The sequence below is a fragment of the Streptomyces deccanensis genome (genome assembly GCF_022385335.1).
Classification (GTDB): domain Bacteria; phylum Actinomycetota; class Actinomycetes; order Streptomycetales; family Streptomycetaceae; genus Streptomyces; species Streptomyces deccanensis.
Genome location: NZ_CP092431.1, coordinates 8,554,877 through 8,574,095, shown reverse-complemented (window position 1 = coordinate 8,574,095; position 19,219 = coordinate 8,554,877). Strand labels below are relative to the sequence as shown.

Genomic DNA, 19,219 nt, shown 5'->3' with positions numbered 1-19,219 from the left:
CGGTGAGCCTCTCTTCCGGGGTGCCGTCAGCCTGCTCCGACACACGGCCGAACCGCCACCTCTCTTGCGGTATCGGCAAATCGGCTGTGCCGATTCCGCCCGGTCAGCTCTGCTCCCCCACCCGGTACACACAGACGTTCGCGCCCGTGCTGCTGGTGGTCGTGGAGACCAGTTCCAGAGGGTGCTTGGCGCCGTCGGCGGGGAAGATCGTCTTTCCGCCGCCGAGGAGGACCGGCATGACGATCAGGACGAGTTCGTCGACGAGCCCTTCCTGGAGGAGGGTGCGGGCCAGGGTCGGGCTGCCTATGACCAGGAGGTCGCCGCCCTCCGCCGCGCGGAGCTCGCGGATCTCGGCGACCGCCTTCGCGCCCGGGATGAGCGTGCTGTTGTCCCAGGTCAGCTCGGAGTCGGTGAGCGTCGAGGACACGACGTACTTGCGGATGGAGTTCATCCGGTCCGCGAAGGGGTCGCCCGTGCGGTCGGGCCAGGCCCCGGCCATGGCCTTCCAGGTGCGACGGCCGTACAGCAGGGCGTCGGCCTTCTCCAGCGCGGCGTCCCAGGCGCCGCCGACGACCTCCGGGTCGAAGAACGGGTGGGTCCAGCCGCCGTGGGCGAACCCGCCCTCGGTGTCCTCGTCGGCACCGCCGGGCGCCTGCACGACACCGTCCAGGCTCATGAACTCGCAGATGACGATGCGCATGGGGTTCTCTCCTCGTTCTCGCTCGGGCTTACGGCGATGAAGACCGCCGTGCCGCCCGGAACTCATCGCCCCCTCTCACCTCCCTCATCGTGACGTGGCTCACACGGACATGCCACCGGTCCGCCAGGGGGTGGGGGAAGCGTGAGCGACCCCTCGCGGACCGGTTCGCGGGAGCGGACTCAGAGCGCGGGGTACGCGTTCTGCATCAGCTGCTGGAACTGGGCGGAGAACCAGTGCCCGGAGAGCGGCGAGTTCGGCAGGGCGCCGGACATGTTGTTGCCGTTGCGCGGGTTGCCCGTGTATGTCGGGTCGCACATGCGGTCGAAGCCCTTGCCCTCGTCGTTCGGGATGGCGGAGCTGGACCCGTCGGACTCACCCGGCGGCTTCATCCACACGTAGGCGTCGATACCCGGCTCGGGTGAGGCCTTCGGCCGCTCACCGAGTCCGGCCCCGGACTGGTTGCACCAGTTGCCGATGTGGATACGGCGGTCGTAGCGGCCACCGTTGACGAAGGTGTCCACATTGGTCGTGGCACCCGGACCGGTCGGCCGCGCGCTGCCGCCCCAGCCGTTCCTGGAGGTGTCGATCAGCATGCCGATGTTCGAGTTGAACCCGACCGAGACCAGCTGGTTGCGGAAGGCCTGGGCGAAGGACAGCTCGTCAACGTAGCGGTTCCAGTCGACCCACTTCGACTCACGGACGGAGGTGCCGCCCACGGTCGAGTTGATGGTGAAGTTGTTCTCCTTCAGGGCGCTGTAGTTCGCCGTGTTGGTGATGAAGCCGTGCACGTCGTTGACGGTGGCACCCTCGGCGGTGGCCGCCTCCTTGAAAATGTTCGCGGAGGCACCGAAGTTGTCGTCCCACCCGATCCAGCCGTGGTGGCCGGCGTCGACGTAGTTGTAGACGTTCGGCACGTCACCGAGCTTGTTGAGCGCGTAGCCGACGCCCTTGACGTAGTTGCCGTTGGCCTTCATGACGTCGCACTGGGGGGTGGCCGTCGGGCGGCTGCCGGTGTTGGTGACCAGGTTCGGCAGCGAGTCGATCTCGACGGTCGTGACGATCCGCAGGCCCGCGTACTTCGGGTCGGCGAGGATCGCCTTGATCGGGTCGATGTACTGCGTCTTGTACTTGTCGATCTCCGTCGGGCCCAGTTCGCCGTTGGAGGCGAGGGCCGCGCAGTCACGGCCGGGGAGGTTGTAGATCACCAGCTGGATGGCGAGTTCGCCGGAGCCCTTCTGCCGCAGCGCCTCGTCGAGGTGGGCCCGCAGGCCCATCTTGCCGCCGGTGCCCGCGATGGCGGCGATCCGGTCCAGCCAGACGCCGGTGGGCTGGTTGGAGATCCGGCTGCCGCCCGGCTCGGCGGCGGCCTTCGCGGACCACTCCGGGTTCACGTACACCTTGGCGCCGGAGTACGGGTTGTCGACCTTCGTGCCCGGTGTGCCCGGGCCGGGGTCGGTGCCACCGCCGCCGCCGTCGTCGACGTTGCAGGTCACGCCGTCGAGCGTGAAGGTCGTCGGGAGCGCGTTGGTGCCGCTGTAGGAGGCCTGGAAGCCGAAGCTGACCGAACCGCCGGTGGCCAGCGTGCCGTTGTACGACTCGTTGGCGGCGGTCACCGCCGTACCGCTCTGGGTGATCCGGGAGTTCCAGCCGCTGGTGACCTGCTGGTTGCCCGCGTACGACCACTTCACGGCCCACGAGGACTTGGCGGCGCTGTTGTTGGTGACCGTGACGGCGGCGGTGAAGCCGGTGGACCACTGGTTCTGCACCTTGTAGTCGACCGTGCACGGGATCGCCTGGGCGCCGACGTCGTCGGGCACCGCGGCCATGGCGGTCCCGGCGGCGCCGGCGACCAGCGCCATCGCCGCGAGGAGTGCTGTTCTGGTACGGCTCATGAGTGCGGGTTCCTCTTCCGTAGTGGGGTGTACGAGGAGGAGTCGTCGCGCTGTCGCCGAGGCGAGTAAAAGACCTGAACGCTGGGGGTGCTCGGAGCGTCCCTCGCGGCTCGGACACGCCTGGGACGGGCGCGCCGACGGGTGGAACCGCTCCCACTGGTGCTGGTGAAGGTAGCGCCAAGTGACGGTAAAAAACAGAGGTGTTGCGTTATTGCGCCCGAGGAATTCTTTCTGCCTGATCGAATCTTTTCGACTCTTCAAACACCTTGACCCTCTCGGCCCTCCTCCTCAATATGGGAGCGCTCCCACTGGTTCAAGGCTTGTTGTTGCTGCTCCGCCCCCACCTTCGCAAGAGCCGCACGGAAGGAACCAGAGCATGCACCCCAGACGGAGACGCCGTGCCTCGCGGCGCCTGTGGACGGCCGTGGTCGCGGCCCTCACCCTCCCCTTGACGATGCTCGGTACGGGCTCGACTCCCGCCAGCGCGGCGGCAGTCGCCTGCAACGTCGACTACAAGACCAACGACTGGGGCTCCGGTTTCACCGCCGAGCTCACCATCTCCAACCGTGGCACCGAGGCCATCAGCGGCTGGACCCTGACGTACGACTACACGGGCAACCAGACACTCACAGGCGGCTGGAGCGGTACCTGGTCGCAGTCCGGGAAGACCGTGACCGCCCGCAACGCCTCCTGGAACGGCACGATCGCCGTCGGGGCCGCGGTGTCCACCGGCGCCCAGTTCACCTACAGCGGCACGAACGCGGCGCCGACCAACTTCGCGATCAACGGCACCGCGTGCGTCGGCGCCCACCAGCCCCCGATCACGGTGCTGACCAGCCCGGCGCCGGGCGCGGTGTACTCGCAGGGCACGGCCGTGCCGATGGCGGCCACCGCCGCCGCGGCGGACAACGCGACGATCACCAAGGTCGAGTTCTACGACGACACCACGCTGCTGGGCACGGACACCACCTCGCCGTACACGTACTCGGCCACGGCCCTGGGCGTGGGCAGTCACTCGCTGGTGGCCAAGGCGTACGACAGCCTGGGCGCGTCGGCGAACTCCACGCCGGTCGGCATCACGGTCGCCTCGGGTCCCGCCGTGGTGGTCTCGCCGACCCAACTGGGCGTGCGCCAGGGCCAGTCGGGCACGTACGACGTGAAACTTTCGACCCAGCCGTCCGGCAACGTGACGGTGACGACCGCGCGGGCGTCCGGCAACAACGGACTGTCGGTGACGGGCGGCGGGTCGCTGACCTTCACGCCGTCGAACTGGAGCACCGCCCAGAAGGTGACGATCACCGCGAACGCCTCCGGCACCGGCTCGGCCGTCTTCGACTCGACGGCGACCGGCCACGCCAAGGCCTCGGTGACCGTGACCCAGCTGGCCGCGTCGAGCGAGTACGACGAACGGTTCCTGGAGCTCTACGGCAAGATCACCAACCCGGCGAACGGCTACTTCTCACCCGAGGGCATCCCGTACCACTCGGTGGAGACGCTGATGGTCGAGGCGCCGGACCACGGCCATGAGACCACCTCGGAGGCGTACAGCTACCTCCTGTGGCTCCAGGCCATGTACGGCAAGGTGACGGGCGACTGGTCCAAGTTCAACGGGGCCTGGGAGATCATGGAGAAGTACATGATCCCGACCGCGCCCGACCAGCCCACCAACTCCTTCTACAACGCCTCCAAGCCGGCGACGTACGCCCCGGAGCACGACACCCCCAACGAGTATCCGGCGCAGCTCAACACCGGTGTCTCGGTCGGCCCGGACCCCATCGCCGCCGAGCTGAAGAGCGCGTACGGCACGGACGACATCTACGGCATGCACTGGCTGCAGGACGTCGACAACGTCTACGGCTACGGCAACTCGCCCGGCAAGTGCGAGGCGGGGCCGGCGGACACCGGGCCGTCGTACATCAACACCTTCCAGCGCGGGCCGCAGGAGTCGGTGTGGGAGACCGTCCCGCAGCCCACCTGCGACCAGTTCAAGTACGGCGGCCCGAACGGGTACCTGGACCTGTTCACCGGGGACGCGCAGTACGCCAAGCAGTGGAAGTTCACCAACGCGCCGGACGCCGACGCGCGGGCCGTGCAGGCCGCGTACTGGGCCGACATCTGGGCCAAGCAGCAGGGCAAGGGCGCGGACGTCTCCGCGACCATCGGCAAGGCCGCGAAGATGGGCGACTATCTGCGCTACGCGATGTACGACAAGTACTTCAAGAAGATCGGGAACTGTGTGGGGGCCACGTCCTGCCCGGCCGGCACCGGCAAGGACGCCTCGCACTACCTGATGTCCTGGTACTACGCGTGGGGCGGCGCCACCGACACGGCGGCCGGCTGGTCCTGGCGCATCGGCTCCAGCCACACGCACGGCGGCTACCAGAACCCGCTGGCCGCTCACGCCCTCGCCAACTACGCCCCGCTGAAGCCCAAGTCGACGACCGGGCAGGCGGACTGGGCCAAGTCCCTCGACCGGCAGATCGAGTTCTACCGCTGGCTGCAGTCGAACGAGGGCGGCATCGCGGGCGGCGCCACCAACAGCTGGGCGGGGCGGTACGCCACTCCCCCGGCCGGGACGCCGACCTTCTACGGCATGTTCTACGACCCGAAGCCGGTGTACCACGACCCGCCGTCCAACCAGTGGTTCGGCTTCCAGGCCTGGTCCATGGAACGGGTCGCCGAGTACTACCAGCAGACCGGCAACGCGGCCGCCAAGACCGTGCTGGACAAGTGGGTCGACTGGGCGCTCTCCAAGACGACGATCAATCCGGACGGCACCTACCGGATTCCGTCGACACTCCAGTGGTCGGGCGCACCCGACACCTGGAACGCGTCGAGTCCCGGCTCCAACGCGGGACTTCATGTCACCGTCGCCGACTACACCGACGACGTGGGCGTGGCCGCCGCGTACGCCAAGACGCTGACGTACTACGCGGACCGCTCCGGTGACACGGACGCGGCCCGGGTCGCCAAGGCGCTGCTCGACGGCATGTGGGACCACCACCAGGACGGGCTCGGGATCGCGGTCCCGGAGACCCGCGCGGACTACAACCGGTTCGACGACCGGGTGTACGTGCCGAGCGGGTGGACCGGGAAGATGCCGAACGGCGACACGATCAACTCGAACTCGACCTTCACCTCCATCCGGTCGTTCTACGAGGACGACCCGGCCTGGTCGAAGATCGAGGCGTATCTCGCCGGCGGGGCCGCGCCCTCGTTCACGTACCACCGGTTCTGGGCCCAGGCCGACATCGCCTTGGCCATGGGTTCGTACGCGGAGTTGTTGGAGTAGCTCTGCGGTCGACCGACGGCCGCGGGTGGTCCGTGGCTGGTCGCGCAGTTCCCCGCGCCCCTGGAAGACGGGCGCGGGGGCTGTGCGCGTAGCGCTTCGCACCTTTCCCCCCACTCTTGAAGGAGAGGCCCCCCTGTGCGAAGAACCCGCATCCTCACCACCGTCCTGGCCCTCGCGGCCGGCCTGCTCGCCGGATCCCCACCCGCGCTGGCCGCCGACAAGGCGGAGAAGCCCGTCTCCATCGCCGCCGACACCTACACCTGGAAGAACGCCCGGATCGACGGGGGCGGCTTCGTCCCGGGCATCGTCTTCAACCGCAAGGAGAAGAACCTCGCGTACGCCCGTACCGACATCGGCGGGGCCTATCGCTGGGTGGAGTCGTCGAAGACCTGGACGCCGCTGCTCGACTCCGTCGGCTGGGACGACTGGGGGCACACCGGTGTCGTGAGTCTCGCCTCCGACCCGGTGGATCCGAACAAGGTGTACGTGGCGGCCGGGACGTACACCAACAGCTGGGACCCGGGGAACGGGGCGATCCTGCGGTCGTCGGACCGGGGGGCCAGCTGGCAGAAGGCGAACCTGCCGTTCAAGCTGGGCGGGAACATGCCGGGTCGGGGCATGGGCGAACGGCTGGCGGTGGACCCGAACCGCAACAGTGTGCTGTATCTGGGCGCGCCCAGCGGGAAGGGGCTGTGGCGGTCCACGGACTCGGGGGCCACCTGGTCGCAGGTGACCAACTTCCCCAACGTCGGCAACTACGTGGCCGATCCGTCCGACACCAGCGGCTACTCCAGCGACAACCAGGGCATCGTCTGGGTCACCTTCGACGAGTCGACGGGCACCTCCGGGAACGCCACGCGGACCCTCTACGTCGGGGTCGCCGACAAGGACAACGCGGTGTACCGGTCGACGGACGCGGGCGCCACCTGGTCGCGGCTGGCCGGGCAGCCGACCGGCTATCTGGCCCACAAGGGCGTCCTCGACACCGTGAACGGCCATCTGTATCTGTCCTACAGCGACAAGGGCGGGCCGTACGACGGCGGCAAGGGCCAGCTGTGGCGGTACGCGACCGCGTCGGGCACCTGGACGAACATCAGCCCGGTGGCGGAGGCCGACACCTACTACGGCTTCAGCGGGTTGACCGTGGACCGGCAGGACCCGGGCACGGTCATGGCGACGGCGTACAGCTCCTGGTGGCCGGACACGCAGATCTTCCGCTCCACGGACAGCGGCGCCACCTGGACCAGGGCCTGGGACTACTCGTCGTACCCGAACCGTGCGAACCGCTACACCATGGACGTGTCCTCGTCCCCCTGGCTGACCTGGGGCGCGAACCCGTCGCCGCCCGAACAAAGCCCCAAACTCGGCTGGATGACCGAGGCGCTGGAGATCGACCCGTTCAACTCGAACCGGATGATGTACGGCACCGGCGCGACGATCTACGGCACGGAGAACCTGGGGAACTGGGACAGCGGCGGCCAGTTCACCATCAAACCGATGGTGCGGGGCCTGGAGGAGACGGCCGTCCTCGACCTGGCCTCTCCCCCGTCCGGCGCGCCGCTGCTCAGCGCGCTCGGTGACATCGGCGGCTTCCGGCACACGGATCTGACGAAGGTCCCGTCGATGATGTTCACCCAGCCGAACTTCACGACGACGACCAGCCTGGACTACGCCGAGTCCAACCCGAACACGGTGGTGCGCGTGGGCAATCTGGACTCCGGCCCGCACATCGCGTTCTCCACGGACAACGGCGCCAACTGGTTCGCCGGGACCGACCCTTCGGGGGTCAGCGGTGGCGGTACGGTCGCCGCGGCCGCGGACGGCAGCCGGTTCGTGTGGAGCCCGGCGGGCACGGGCGTGCGGTACGCCACCGGTTTCGGCACCTCCTGGTCGACGTCCAGCGGCATCCCGGCCGACGCGATCGTGGAGTCCGACCGGGTGGACCCGAAGACCTTCTACGGCTTCAAGTCCGGGAAGTTCTACGTCAGTACGGACGGCGGGGCCACCTTCACCGCGTCGAACGCGACGGGGCTGCCCAGCGGTGACAGCGTCCGCTTCAAGGCGCTGCCCGGGGTGAAGGGCGACGTCTGGCTGGCCGGTGGCGCGACCGACGGGGCCTACGGACTGTGGCACTCGACGGACGCAGGCGCGACCTGGACCAAGCTCTCCGGTGTCGAGCAGGCCGACACGATCGGCTTCGGCAAGGCGGCGACGGGAGCCTCGTACCAGACCCTCTACACCAGCGCCAAGATCGGTGGCGTACGCGGCATCTTCCGTTCCACGGACAAGGGCGCGACCTGGACCCGTATCAACGACGACGCCCACCGGTGGGGCTGGACGGGTGCGGCGATCACCGGTGACCCGAGGGTGTACGGGCGGGTCTACATCGCGACCAACGGGCGCGGGGTCATCTACGGCGACTCCTCCGACACCGGGGGCGGCGGCGGAGGCGGGGGTACGGATCCCGATCCCGAGCCGACGGGGGCGTGCGCGGTGACGTACACGATCACCAGCCAGTGGTCGGGCGGCTTCCAGGCGGACGTCAGGCTCGCCAACACGGGCGCGAGCGCCTGGTCAGGCTGGGCGCTCGGCTGGACCTTCCCCGACGGCCAGGGCGTCTCCCAGATCTGGAACGCCGCCCATACGCAGACGGGGTCGGCGGTCACGGCCCGGAACATCGGCTGGAACGGCACGGTGGCGGCGGGTGCGTCGGTGAGCTTCGGCTTCACCGGAAGCTGGTCGGGGACGAACGGCAAGCCGACCGCGTTCAAGCTCGGTGACCAGTCCTGCACGGTGACCTGACACCCGCGCAGGACGAGAAGAGGGCGCGCGTCCGGGTCGGCGCGCGCCCTCTTCGATCCCCGTACACCCGCCTCTAGCGACATGTTCATGGCGGGCGGGGAGGGGCATCCCAGAATGTGTACGCACGGCTCGCCCGGAGACCTTCACAGAAGGAGCCCCTGTGCCGCACCACAGCCGCGTCACCCGCCGACTGGGCCTCAAGACCGCCCTGGCCGCGGCGGTCCTGCTGCCGTTGTCCCGCACGACCGGACTCTCCGGCGCACCCGCCGCCGCGCAGGAGGAGGCCGCCGCGGAGGAGGAGGCCGCCGCCCCGCCCTTGTCCACCATGTCGTTCAACCTGCGCTACGCGAGCACCGTGCAGCCCAACAGCTGGGCCGTGCGCAGGCCGGTGACGAGGGCACTGCTGCGGCAGGAGGCGCCCCATGTCATCGGCACCCAGGAAGGGCTGCACCAGCAACTGCGCGACATCGAGGCCGACCTCGGGACGGACTACCGCTGGATCGGCACCGGCCGTGCGGGCGGCAACCGCGACGAGTTCATGGCCGTCTTCTACGACACCCGTCGGCTCGCGCCCCTCGAGTACCGGCACTTCTGGCTCTCCGACACCCCGGAGGTGCCGGGGTCGAACACCTGGGGCGGCGGCTCCATCCGGATGGTCACCTGGGTCCGCTTCCGTGATCTGCGGGACGGTGACAGACAGTTCTACGTCCTCAACACCCACCTCGACAACGCCAGCCAGTACGCCCGCGACCGGGCCGCCGCCCTGATCGCCCAGCGCATCGCGGGGCTCGACCGGTCGCTGCCCCTCGTGGTCACCGGCGACTTCAACGTGGCGGCCCACCGGAACACGGTCTACGACACGATGCTGGGCGCCGGGCTCGTCGACACCTGGGACGCGGCGGCCGCGCGCAACGACCTCTACGCGACCTTCCACGGCTATCGCCCGCTGACCCCGGGCGGCGACCGCATCGACTGGATCCTGACCACTCCGGGCATCACGGTGCACCGGGCGGCCATCAACACGTTCGCGTCCGGCGGCCAGTTCCCCAGCGACCATCTGCCCGTGCAGGCTTCGCTGACGCTGGGCTGACGACCTCCATCCCGGAGTCCGTGGGCGGGCGGGACCCGCCCACGGACCGGTTTTCTATGGGGTGTACACCGTCGGCCGGGGCGCCGTCGGCATGTTGTTCCCGATGAAGAAGCTGGTGTGCGGGGGCTGGTTGTAGGCCGTGTTCTGCCAGGCCAGTCCCGTGCGGTACATCGGGTCGTGCAGCAGGGTCGTGATCTTCGTGTTCGTCTCGATCGGCGTCGAATAGATCCGCAGCGCCGTGTTGCCACTGGTGCGCCAGACGACCTCCTCACGCCAGTCGCCGAGGATGTCACCGGAGAGCGCCGGGGTGGCCTTGGTGCCGTTGTTGGAGGAGACCCCGGATCCGGTCAGCAGCCGGGTGTCGGCGGAGGTGCCGTACTTGTCGATCCGGGTGCCGTCGAGGAGTTCGCGGACCGGGTCGCCGTCCCACCAGGAGAGGAAGTTGACGGACGAGGGCTCACGGCCCTTCGTCGCGCCGGCCTCGTCGCGGACGGAGGTGTCGGAGGCCGACCACATCTCGGGCCCGTCGTTCCCGGCGTGGATGTCACCGGCGACGCCCCGGCCGTTGTCGCAGCAGGCGGCGAGCTGCCAGCGCACGGCCCCGTTGGCCGGGTTGATGTACAGCTCGGCGGGCTGGGAGGTCGACTCCGAGACCTTGAAGTACTCCAGGCCCGGGGTGGAGGCGTCGAGGTCGCCCAGGTGCTGGGCGTCGCCGTGGCCCGTCCGGGTCGTCCACAGGGCGTTCCCGTTGTCGTCCACGGCCATCGAGCCGTACACGATCTCGTCCCGGCCGTCGTTGTCGACGTCACCGACGGAGAGGCTGTGCGAGCCCTGGCCGTCGTAGCCCCGGCCGGAGTTGGTGGAGGAGCTGGTGTCGAAGGTCCAGCGGCGGGTGAAGGAGCCGTTCCGCCAGTCCCAGGCCGCGATCACCGAGCGGGTGTAGTAGCCGCGCGCCATGATCAGGGAGGGGCGCGCGCCGTCCAGATAGGCCGTCCCGGCGAGGAAGCGGTCCACGCGGTTGCCGTAGGAGTCGCCCCAGGACGAGACCGTGCCCCGGCCGGGGACGTAGTCCACCGTCTGCATCGCCCGGCCGGTCTGCCCGTTGAACATGGTCAGGTACTCGGGCCCGGACAGGATGTAGCCGCTGGAGTTGCGGTGGTCGGCGGAGGAGCTGCCGATCACCGTGCCCGCCCCGTCGACCGTGCCGTCGGCCGTCTTGGCGGCGATCTCCGCCTTGCCGTCGCCGTCGTAGTCGTACACCTGGAACTGGGTGTAGTGCGCGCCCGAGCGGATGTTGCGGCCCAGGTCGATGCGCCACAGCCGGGTGCCGTCGAGCTTGATGCCGTCGATGATCGTGTTGCCGGTGTAGCCGGACTGGGAGTTGTCCTTGGCGTTGGTCGGCTGCCACTTGAGGACGAACTCCAGGGCTCCGTCGCCGTCGAGGTCGCCCACGGAGGCGTCGTTGGCCTCGTAGGTGTAGGCGACGCCGTCCGGGGTGGTGCCGCCCGCGGGCGCGCTGATCGGCACGTCCTTGTAGCCGGTGCGCAGTTGCACGGCGTGCACCGAGTCGCCCTGCTCCACGCCGTTCACGATCGCGCGGACCGTGTAGTCGGCCTGGGCGGGGGCGCCGGCGTGGAAGTAGTTGGTGGAGCCGGTGATCGGGGTGGAGTTGACCTTCGTACCGGCCCGGTAGACGTTGAACGACACGTCGTTCGGGTCGGTGCCCAGCCAGCGCCAGCTGACCAGGTTGCCGCTGTCGACGTGCACGCTGACCACGCCCCGGTCGAGGCGCTCGACCTGGCGGGCGGTGGCGGCCTCGGCGGGCGTGCCGGTGAACGTGGTGAGTCCGGCGGCGACCAGGGCCGCTGTCACCAGTGAGCGCAGGGCTCGGCGTCTGTGGTGCCTGTGCGGGTGGGGCACGTGACGAACCTCCAAGCAGGACGGACGGGTTCCGCACCTTCAGTCGCCGCCGTTCCCGGCCACGTTGCCGTATCTTTCGGCCAGTTCGGCCACGGTCCGGGCGATCCTCCGGCGCAGTTCGGCCGGTTCCAGCACCTCGATGTCCGTGCCCAGCCGCAGGAACTCGCCGTGGGCGTGCTCGACCGACTCGACGGGCACCCGCACCGTGGTCCAGCCGCCCTCCCCCGGGCTCCTCTCGACCGGCACGGCCCTGGGCAGGGTCACACCTGGCGCCAGCCGGACCAGCGCCTCGAACCGGTGCAGCCGGGCGTGGAAGTCGCGCTGGTACGCCGTCCAGTACGCGGCCAGGTCGAAGCCGTCCGGGCGGGTGAACTCCTCGGCGGGGGCACCGGAGTCGTCGGAGGCGTCGGGTTCGAGGATGTCGAGGATCTGGTCCACGCGGAAGGTCCGGGGCCCCGGGCCCGCGACGACGTACCAGCGGCCCGCCTTGAGGACCAGCCCGTACGGTTCGAGGCGGCGCCGTACGTCGGTCGGCTCGGCCCAGCGGCGGTAGAGCACGTGCAGCACCCGGCCGCTCCAGACGGCGTCCGCGACGACGGCCAGGAACGGGGTGTCGTCGGCCTCCGCGTACCAGCCGGGGGCGTCGAGGTGGAAGCGGCCGGCGATCCGGTCGGCGTGGACCCTCAGCTCGGCGGGGAGGGCCGCGCGGACCTTCCGCTGGGCGGCGGCCAGCACCGCGCCGAGGCCCAGGTCGGCGGCGGGCCCGGGGGCGCCCGCGAGGAACAGGGCCTCGGCCTCGTTCCTCGTCAGCCCGGTGAGGCGGGTGCGGTAGCCGTCCAGGAGGCGGTAGCCCCCGGCGTGGCCCGCGTCGCCGTAGAGCGGGACGCCGGCCGCGCCCAGCGCCTCGACGTCCCGGTAGACCGTGCGGACGGAGACCTCCAGCTCCTCGGCGAGCTCGGCGGCCGTCATCCGTCCCCGGGTCTGGAGCAGCAGCAGGATCGAGACGAGTCGACTGGACTTCACTGACACATGGTGTCAGTGAAGCGGCCCTAACGTGCGGCCATGCCCTTCACCGAGAAACTGCTGACCGTGCCGCCGCCCGTCGAGGTGGCCGGTCGGCGGATCAAGCGCTATCACGTCACCGCGGATCCGGCCGGCCTCGCGCCCGAGGTCGCGGAGGCGGCGTACGCGCTCCTGCCGGAGCTGCTGCCGGAGCCGGACGCCACCACCCCGCCCGCCACCTTCGTCGTGCTGCACCGGGGCGGCGACACCGGCGCCTACCTCAACGTCTACAGCTGGGTGTGGGACAACGTCCTGCACTTCGCCGGCGCGGCGGCGGGCCAGCCGGTGCTCGGCTGCCCGGACACCGACCCCACGCACTTCGTCCCCACCGACCGTCCGTGGATCGGCTGCGTGTGGGAACTCCCGCCGATCCAGCACGAACGCGACGCCTGGGTACGGCACATCCTCGCCCCCGAACGCCCCGACCTTGAGGCCTACTTGACCGATTCCCTGCCCGCCGGCACCACCGGGGGCCACCGATGAGCGGCCCGCACGACTTCGACTTCTTCCACGGCGTGTGGGAGGCGCACCACCGCCGCCGCACCGACTTCCTCGACCCGGACAGCGCGTGGGAGGAGTTCACCTCCACCAGCTGGTGCCGGCCGCTCTTCGACGGGGCCGCGAACATCGACGAGATCGACATGCCGCACCTCGGATCCAAGGGGCTGACCCTGCGGCTGTTCGACACAGAGGCGCGGACCTGGTCGCTGAGCTGGGCCTCCAGCCGCAGCGGCACGCTGTTCCCGCCGGTCACGGGCCGCTTCGAGGGAGGCCGGGGAGAGTTCTACGGCGACGACACCCACGAGGACCGGCCCGTGCGGGTGCGCTTCGTGTGGTCGGACACGTCCGAGTCCTCGGCCCGCTGGGAGCAGGCCTTCTCCGTGGACGACGGGGCGACCTGGCTGACCAACTGGATTATGGAGTTCCGACGTCCTTCCGGAACGCCCGCAGGGTGAACTCCGGGTCCGGGCGCGGCACTTCCTGGTCGGGCAGGGCCGCGAGGCGCAACGCGAAGTCGTCGGCCAGCGGATCGCCCGGCGGCAGCGTGACGAACCAGCCCCGGCGCAGGTCGGCGACCGTGCGGCGGGGGCTGCGGCCCTGGCCGCGCCCGGGGAAGCGGGCCTGCCCGGCGGGCCGCAGACCGTGTTCGACGGCGTACTTCTCGACGGCCCCGGCGGGGTCCATCGCCGGGGCCCGGGGCCGTGCGGCCAGCACGGCGTCGATGTCGCTGCCCACGTTGTGGGAGGCGGCCTTGTCGACGGTGGTGACGTACACGCCGCCGGGGCGGAGCACCCGGGCGCACTCCCCGACCACGGCCCGTACGTCCTCGGGGCCGCCCAGCAGATGCAGCAGCCACACACTGGTGACGGCGTCGAACTCCCCGTCCCGGAACGGGAGTCGGCGGCCGTCGCCGATCACGACGGAGCCCGGCAGCCGGGCGGCGGCCCGGCTCGCCATCGCGTACGTGAGGTCGACCCCCGTGACCCGTGTCCCGGGCCGCGCGGCCGCGAGCCGCCGGGTCACGATCCCGGTGCCGCAGGCGATGTCGAGCAGCCGGCGGGCGCCCTCGGGGACGAGGCCGAGCACGGCGCGGGCGGCGGCCTCGGCGCGGGGCTCGCCGCCCCGCAGGGCGTCGTAGTCTCCGGCCTCCTTGTCGTAGTCCAGCACCCGCCTCAGCTCGCCCCGTGGCCGGGGGCGAGCGCCTCCACCCTGCGGGCCAGCTCGAAGTCCTTCTCGGTGACGGCACCGCCCGCGCTGTGGGTGTGGACGGTCAGCGACACCGTGTTGTAGCCGAGGGTGAGGTCGGAGTGGTGGTCGAGCTCCTCCTGGGTCTGGGCGATGTGCACGACCAGCGCGGTCGCCGCGAAGTGCGAGTCCAGCCGGTAGGAGCGGGTGATCCGGTCCCCGTCCAGCGACCAGCCGGGCAGCTCCGCCAGCCGGTCCTCGATCTCCTTCTGCGACAAGGGTGCGACGGGCATGGCCGACTCCTTCCGGGACGTCCCCTCCGTGAGGTGCGGTCCCTCCCAGCGTGCCACAGACGGACCGTCGCGTCCCTGGTCAGGAGCCCGGACCCGCCACACCTCGATCGGCTCGGCTACGTTGTGCGCATGACCACTGTCCCGACCGGCACCCCGGGTCGTCCCACGGCGCCCGCCGTCCAGGGCGTGGGCCCGCTGCTGCGTGCCTGGCGGGAGCAACGGCGGGTCAGCCAGATGGAGTTGGCGTTGCGCGCGGGTTCCTCGGCGCGGCACGTCAGCTTCGTCGAGACGGGCCGCTCCCGCCCGAGCGAGGAGATGGTGCTCCGGCTCGCCGAGCACCTGGACGTACCCGTACGGGAGCGGAACGCGCTGCTGCTCGCGGCCGGTTACGCCCCGCGCTACCCGGAGACCCCGCTCGACGATCCGTCGATGGGCGCGCTGCGGGAGGGCATGGAGCGGCTGATCCAGGGCTACGAGCCGTATCCGGCGCTGGTGATGAACGCGACGTACGACGTCCTGGCCGCCAACCGGGGCATCCTCATGCTCCTCGACGGGATCCCCGAGTCGCTGCTCGTCCCGCCGCTCAACGCGATGCGGCTGACGCTGCATCCCGAGGGCATGGCGCCGCGCATCCGCAATCTGCGCGCCTGGCGCGGGCACCTGCTGGAGCAGATGGAACGGCAGGTGGCGCTGCACCGCTCGAAGCCGCTGCGGGCGCTGTACGAGGAGGTGGCGGCGTATCCGCTGCCACCGGGCACGCCCGAGACCGAGCCCGGCGGGGACGCGGGGGCCGGCGCGGAGCCGAGTGCCTGGTTCGCGCTGCCGATGCGGATCGAGCACGAGGGCCGGGTGCTGTCCTTCGTCTCCTCGGTCTCCACCTTCAACACCCCCATGGACGTGACCGTGGCCGAGCTGGCCATCGAGACGTTCCTCCCGGCCGACCCGGCGACGGTCAAGTACCTGCACGCGCTGATGTCCTGACGCTCACCCGGCGTCCGTCCGGTCCCCGGCCGCGCGGAGGGCGAGGTACTGGACGGCCGCGAACCCGGCCACGGTGACCGCCTGGAGCAGCGTCCACACCGCGCCCGCCGTGCTCGGCGTCAGCCACAGCACGAGGGCGACGAGGCTGAGGACCGTCCAGGCGAGGTTGACCTCGATCACGGCCCGGACGGGCAGCGTCGGCGGCCGCTCACGGCCGGCCAGCAGGGCGACACCCGCCGCGTACGCCGTGAGGAACGCGCCGAGCCCGACGAGCAGCCCGGAGTCGACACCGAGGAAGCGGCCGAGCGGGCCGGATGCCAGCAGGTAGGCGAGCCCGTTCGCCCCGGTCACCGCCGCGTCGGCGGCCAGGAAGCGGCGCAGCATGGTGCGGGGGTCGGCACTCCGGGCGAGCACGGCGAGCCGGGCGGTCGGGATGGTCATAGACATGGCAATCACGCTCCGTCGAGGCGGTGGATGGGCGGTGACCTCACCTTGCCTCGCGGGGTGTACGGCGGTCGATTACCTCCGAGGTCATGGCTCCCGTACCCTGCGGGGGTCGCCGTACCGGAGTCCGCCGGAGCATTGCCTTCCGGTCACCCCTGTGAGAGGTCACCGGGACATGACAGACTGGTGGGGTATCTCGGCGCGTGGGGAGGCGTGGCGTGAGTGAGCGGCGGGCCGCGCCCACCGTGGGTCAGGTGGTGCTCGGAAGACGGCTCCAGGAACTGCGGGAGTCCGCCGGGCTCAAGCGCGAGGAGGCGGCACGCGTCCTCCGGGTCGCCCCGGCGACCGTACGGCGCATGGAGACCGCCGACGTCGCGCTCAAGATCCCCTACGTCCAGGTGCTGCTGACGACGTACGGTGTCGCCGAGCACGAGGTCGCCGCGTTCGTGGCGCTGGCCGAGGAGGCGAACAAACCGGGCTGGTGGCAGCGGTTCCACGACGTGATGCCCGACTGGTTCAGCGTGTACGTCAGCCTGGAGGGCGCGGCCCATCTGATCCGGCATTACGAGCCGCACTTCGTGCCGGGGATGCTGCAGACGGAGGAGTACGCGCGGGCCGTGATGGAGGCCGGGACGGTCGGGCAGACCGGTCCCGAGTCGATCGAACGGCATGTGTCGCTGCGGATGGCGAGACAGAAGCTCCTCACCCAGGAGAAGCCGCCGCACCTATGGGTGATCATGGACGAGACGGCCCTGACGCGGCCGGTGAGCATCCGCTCCCAGGTCATGCGTGACCAGATCGACCGCCTCCTCGACGTCACCGAGCAGGACCATGTGATCCTCCAGGTCTGCGAGTTCGCCAGCGGCCCGCACCCCGGCACCTACGCCCCGTTCTCCCTCTTCCGCTTCGCCGAACCCGAACTCCCCGACATGGTCTACACCGAGTACCTCTCCGGCGCCCTCTACCTCGACTCCCGCAAAGAGGTCTCCCTCCACCTCGAGGTCCTCGACCACATGGCGGCACACGCCGCGTCCGCCGAGGCGACGAGGGACATCCTGAAGCGCTACCGCGACCGGTACTGAACCTCCACCCCACCGCCGCCCACAGTCGCCGCTCGCCGTCGCCGCCCGCAGCCGGTTCGGCCCCGGAAGGCCTACGCGGCGCCTCCCTTCGGCCCCTTCTCGTCGTCCACGATCTCCGCGTCGACCACGGTCCCGTCCTCCGTCCCGTCCTCGGTCCCGTCCTCGGCGGGGCCGGGGGGCGGTGTGTCGGCCCGGCCGGCGGCCGCGGCCGCGTACATGGACTGGCCCATGCGTTGGCTGACGGTGGTGAGGTGGTCGGTGGCGGTGCGGAGGGGGGCGATGTCCTCCGGGTGCTCCAGGAGGCGTTTCACCTCGGCCACCGCGGCCTCCACCTCGGCCCTGCTGTCGGCGGGGACCCGGTCCTCGTTGTCGCGGAGGAACTTCTCGGTCTGGTAGGCGAGTTGCTCGGCGTGGTTGCGGGTCTCGGCGGCCTCACGGCGCCGGCGGTCGTCGTCGGCGTACTGCTCGGCCTCCCGCATCATGCGGTCGATGTCGTCCTTGGGGAGCGCGGAGCCGCCGGTCACCGTCATCTTCTGTTCGCGGCCGGTGGCGAGGTCCTTCGCCGAGACGTGCATGATGCCGTTCGCGTCGATGTCGAAGGCCACCTCGATCTGCGGGACGCCACGCGGCGCCGGGGGCAGCCCGGTGAGGTCGAAGACGCCCAGCTTCTTGTTGTACGCGGCGATCTCCCGCTCGCCCTGGTAGACCTGGATGCCGACCGAGGGCTGGTTGTCGGCGGCCGTGGTGAAGATCTCCGAACGGCGGGTCGGGATGGTGGTGTTGCGTTCGATGAGCTTCGTCATGATGCCGCCCTTGGTCTCGATGCCCAGGGACAGCGGGGTGACGTCGAGGAGCAGCACGTCCTTCACGTCGCCCCGGATGACGCCCGCCTGCAGCGCGGCGCCGACCGCCACCACCTCGTCGGGGTTCACGCCCTTGTGCGGGTCCTTGCCGGTGAGTTCCCGCACCAGGTCGCTGACGGCGGGCATCCGCGTCGAACCGCCGACGAGGATGACGTGGTCGATCGCGGCCAGCTTCACCCCCGCGTCCTTGACGGCCTGGTGGAACGGTGTCCGGCAGCGGTCGAGCAGATCGGCGGTCAGCTCCTGGAACTGGGCGCGCGTCAGGCCCTCCTCCAGGTGGAGCGGCCCCTCGGCGGACGCGGTGATGTACGGGAGGTTGATCGACGTCTCGGAGGAGCTGGACAGCTCGATCTTGGCCCGCTCCGCCGCCTCGCGCAGCCGCTGCAACGCCATCTTGTCGCGGCCGAGATCGACACCGTGCTTCCCCTGGAACCGTTTGACGAGGTGCTCGACCACCCGCTGGTCCCAGTCGTCGCCCCCGAGCCGGGTGTCGCCGTTGGTGGCCTTCACCTCGATGACCCCGTCGCCGATCTCCAGGAGGGAGACGTCGAAGGTGCCGCCGCCGAGGTCGAAGACGAGGACGGTCTGCTCCTCGCCCCGGTCCAGGCCGTACGCGAGGGCCGCGGCCGTGGGCTCGTTGATGATCCGCAGGACCTTCAGGCCCGCGATCTCCCCCGCCTCCTTGGTCGCCTGCCGCTGCGCGTCGTCGAAGTACGCGGGCACGGTGATGACGGCGTCAGTGACGTCCTCGCCGAGGTACGACTCCGCGTCCCGCTTCAGCTTCTGCAGGACACGCGCGGACAGTTCCTGGGCCCGGTAGCGGGTGCCGTCCACGGACCCTTCCGCCGGGAACCGCCAACTCGCGCCGCCCATATGGCGTTTGACGGAACGCGCGGTGCGCTCCACGTTCGTCACGGCCTGCCGCTTGGCCACCTCGCCGACGAGCACCTCGCCGTTCTTGGCGAAGGCCACCACCGACGGTGTGGTCCGCTGCCCCTCCGCGTTCACGACGACGGTCGGCTCACCGCCCTCCAGCAGGGCCACCACCGAGTTCGTCGTGCCGAGATCGATCCCGACCGCACGCCCCATCGCCGTCCCCTTCCAGCGGAGTC

The 19,219-nt window shown here is 70.4% G+C and carries 15 protein-coding genes; 7 read left to right on the top strand and 8 right to left on the bottom strand.

The window, feature by feature from the left end:
* Positions 1–103: 103 nt before the first annotated feature.
* Together L3078_RS37895 and L3078_RS37890 are read right to left on the bottom strand one after the other, a co-directional pair.
* The gene (locus L3078_RS37895; RefSeq protein WP_239758576.1) at positions 104–700 is read right to left on the bottom strand and encodes a dihydrofolate reductase family protein; all 597 of its coding nucleotides are present in this window, start codon (positions 698–700) and stop codon (positions 104–106) included.
* A gap of 179 nt (positions 701–879) precedes the next feature.
* Positions 880–2,592 carry a glycoside hydrolase family 6 protein gene (locus L3078_RS37890; RefSeq protein WP_239758574.1) on the bottom strand — a complete coding sequence of 571 codons (1,713 nt, stop codon included), beginning with the start codon at positions 2,590–2,592 and terminating at the stop codon, positions 880–882.
* A gap of 376 nt (positions 2,593–2,968) precedes the next feature.
* Between L3078_RS37890 and L3078_RS37885 the strand changes: the two genes are divergently transcribed.
* From L3078_RS37885 to L3078_RS37875, 3 genes are all read left to right on the top strand, one after another.
* On the top strand, positions 2,969–5,884 hold the full coding sequence (locus tag L3078_RS37885; RefSeq protein WP_239758572.1) for a glycoside hydrolase family 48 protein: 2,916 nt from the start codon (positions 2,969–2,971) through the stop codon (positions 5,882–5,884).
* A 135-nt stretch (positions 5,885–6,019) separates the two neighbouring features.
* A complete protein-coding gene (locus tag L3078_RS37880) occupies positions 6,020–8,686 on the top strand; it encodes a cellulose binding domain-containing protein (RefSeq protein ID WP_239758571.1) in 2,667 nt (888 codons plus the stop codon).
* A 160-nt stretch (positions 8,687–8,846) separates the two neighbouring features.
* Positions 8,847–9,776, top strand: coding sequence for an endonuclease/exonuclease/phosphatase family protein (locus tag L3078_RS37875; RefSeq protein ID WP_239758569.1), 930 nt, complete (start codon positions 8,847–8,849; stop codon positions 9,774–9,776).
* 54 nt (positions 9,777–9,830) lie between these two features.
* Here L3078_RS37875 and L3078_RS37870 read toward each other — a convergent pair whose 3' ends face one another.
* Together L3078_RS37870 and L3078_RS37865 are read right to left on the bottom strand one after the other, a co-directional pair.
* Positions 9,831–11,696, bottom strand: a complete 1,866-nt coding sequence (locus L3078_RS37870) for a rhamnogalacturonan lyase (protein ID WP_275593200.1) — start codon at positions 11,694–11,696, stop codon at positions 9,831–9,833.
* A 39-nt stretch (positions 11,697–11,735) separates the two neighbouring features.
* Positions 11,736–12,719 (bottom strand): helix-turn-helix transcriptional regulator, encoded by a 984-nt coding sequence (locus L3078_RS37865; protein ID WP_239758567.1) that lies wholly within the window; start codon positions 12,717–12,719, stop codon positions 11,736–11,738.
* Positions 12,720–12,758: 39 nt separating this feature from the next.
* On the opposite strand from L3078_RS37865, the gene L3078_RS37860 reads away from it, so the two are divergent.
* Together L3078_RS37860 and L3078_RS37855 are read left to right on the top strand one after the other, a co-directional pair.
* Positions 12,759–13,241 (top strand): hypothetical protein, encoded by a 483-nt coding sequence (locus tag L3078_RS37860; RefSeq protein ID WP_239758565.1) that lies wholly within the window; start codon positions 12,759–12,761, stop codon positions 13,239–13,241.
* Entirely contained in the window at positions 13,238–13,714 is a 477-nt protein-coding gene (locus tag L3078_RS37855; protein ID WP_239758563.1) for a hypothetical protein, read from the top strand. The genes L3078_RS37860 and L3078_RS37855 overlap by 4 nt, the downstream gene beginning before the upstream one ends.
* Here L3078_RS37855 and L3078_RS37850 read toward each other — a convergent pair.
* Together L3078_RS37850 and L3078_RS37845 are read right to left on the bottom strand one after the other, a co-directional pair.
* Positions 13,674–14,426 (bottom strand): class I SAM-dependent methyltransferase, encoded by a 753-nt coding sequence (locus L3078_RS37850; RefSeq protein ID WP_239758561.1) that lies wholly within the window; start codon positions 14,424–14,426, stop codon positions 13,674–13,676. The genes L3078_RS37855 and L3078_RS37850 overlap by 41 nt on opposite strands.
* A gap of 5 nt (positions 14,427–14,431) precedes the next feature.
* The gene (locus L3078_RS37845) at positions 14,432–14,737 is read right to left on the bottom strand and encodes a 4a-hydroxytetrahydrobiopterin dehydratase (protein WP_239758559.1); all 306 of its coding nucleotides are present in this window, start codon (positions 14,735–14,737) and stop codon (positions 14,432–14,434) included.
* Positions 14,738–14,866: 129 nt separating this feature from the next.
* Here L3078_RS37845 and L3078_RS37840 point away from each other — a divergent pair, with 129 nt between their 5' ends.
* Positions 14,867–15,718 (top strand): helix-turn-helix domain-containing protein, encoded by an 852-nt coding sequence (locus L3078_RS37840; RefSeq protein ID WP_239758557.1) that lies wholly within the window; start codon positions 14,867–14,869, stop codon positions 15,716–15,718.
* Between the two features lie 3 nt (positions 15,719–15,721).
* Here L3078_RS37840 and L3078_RS37835 read toward each other — a convergent pair whose 3' ends face one another.
* Positions 15,722–16,165: a hypothetical protein gene (locus L3078_RS37835; protein WP_392312017.1), complete on the bottom strand. Its 444-nt coding sequence runs from the start codon at positions 16,163–16,165 to the stop codon at positions 15,722–15,724.
* Between the two features lie 215 nt (positions 16,166–16,380).
* Between L3078_RS37835 and L3078_RS37830 the strand changes: the two genes are divergently transcribed.
* The gene (locus tag L3078_RS37830; RefSeq protein WP_239758555.1) at positions 16,381–17,244 is read left to right on the top strand and encodes a helix-turn-helix domain-containing protein; all 864 of its coding nucleotides are present in this window, start codon (positions 16,381–16,383) and stop codon (positions 17,242–17,244) included.
* A gap of 71 nt (positions 17,245–17,315) precedes the next feature.
* Here L3078_RS37830 and dnaK read toward each other — a convergent pair whose 3' ends face one another.
* Positions 17,316–19,196 (bottom strand): molecular chaperone DnaK, encoded by a 1,881-nt coding sequence (dnaK, locus tag L3078_RS37825; RefSeq protein WP_239758553.1) that lies wholly within the window; start codon positions 19,194–19,196, stop codon positions 17,316–17,318.
* Positions 19,197–19,219: the final 23 nt, after the last annotated feature.

Coding starts and splice junctions, on each gene's coding strand:
- dnaK (WP_239758553.1), bottom strand. CDS start 19,196: ATGGGGCGTGCGGTCGGGATCGATCTCGGCACGACGAACTCGGTGGTG.
- L3078_RS37840 (WP_239758557.1), top strand. CDS start 14,867: ATGACCACTGTCCCGACCGGCACCCCGGGTCGTCCCACGGCGCCCGCC.
- L3078_RS37890 (WP_239758574.1), bottom strand. CDS start 2,592: ATGAGCCGTACCAGAACAGCACTCCTCGCGGCGATGGCGCTGGTCGCC.
- L3078_RS37895 (WP_239758576.1), bottom strand. CDS start 700: ATGCGCATCGTCATCTGCGAGTTCATGAGCCTGGACGGTGTCGTGCAG.
- L3078_RS37860 (WP_239758565.1), top strand. CDS start 12,759: ATGCCCTTCACCGAGAAACTGCTGACCGTGCCGCCGCCCGTCGAGGTG.
- L3078_RS37845 (WP_239758559.1), bottom strand. CDS start 14,737: ATGCCCGTCGCACCCTTGTCGCAGAAGGAGATCGAGGACCGGCTGGCG.
- L3078_RS37835 (WP_392312017.1), bottom strand. CDS start 16,165: ATGTCTATGACCATCCCGACCGCCCGGCTCGCCGTGCTCGCCCGGAGT.
- L3078_RS37885 (WP_239758572.1), top strand. CDS start 2,969: ATGCACCCCAGACGGAGACGCCGTGCCTCGCGGCGCCTGTGGACGGCC.
- L3078_RS37855 (WP_239758563.1), top strand. CDS start 13,238: ATGAGCGGCCCGCACGACTTCGACTTCTTCCACGGCGTGTGGGAGGCG.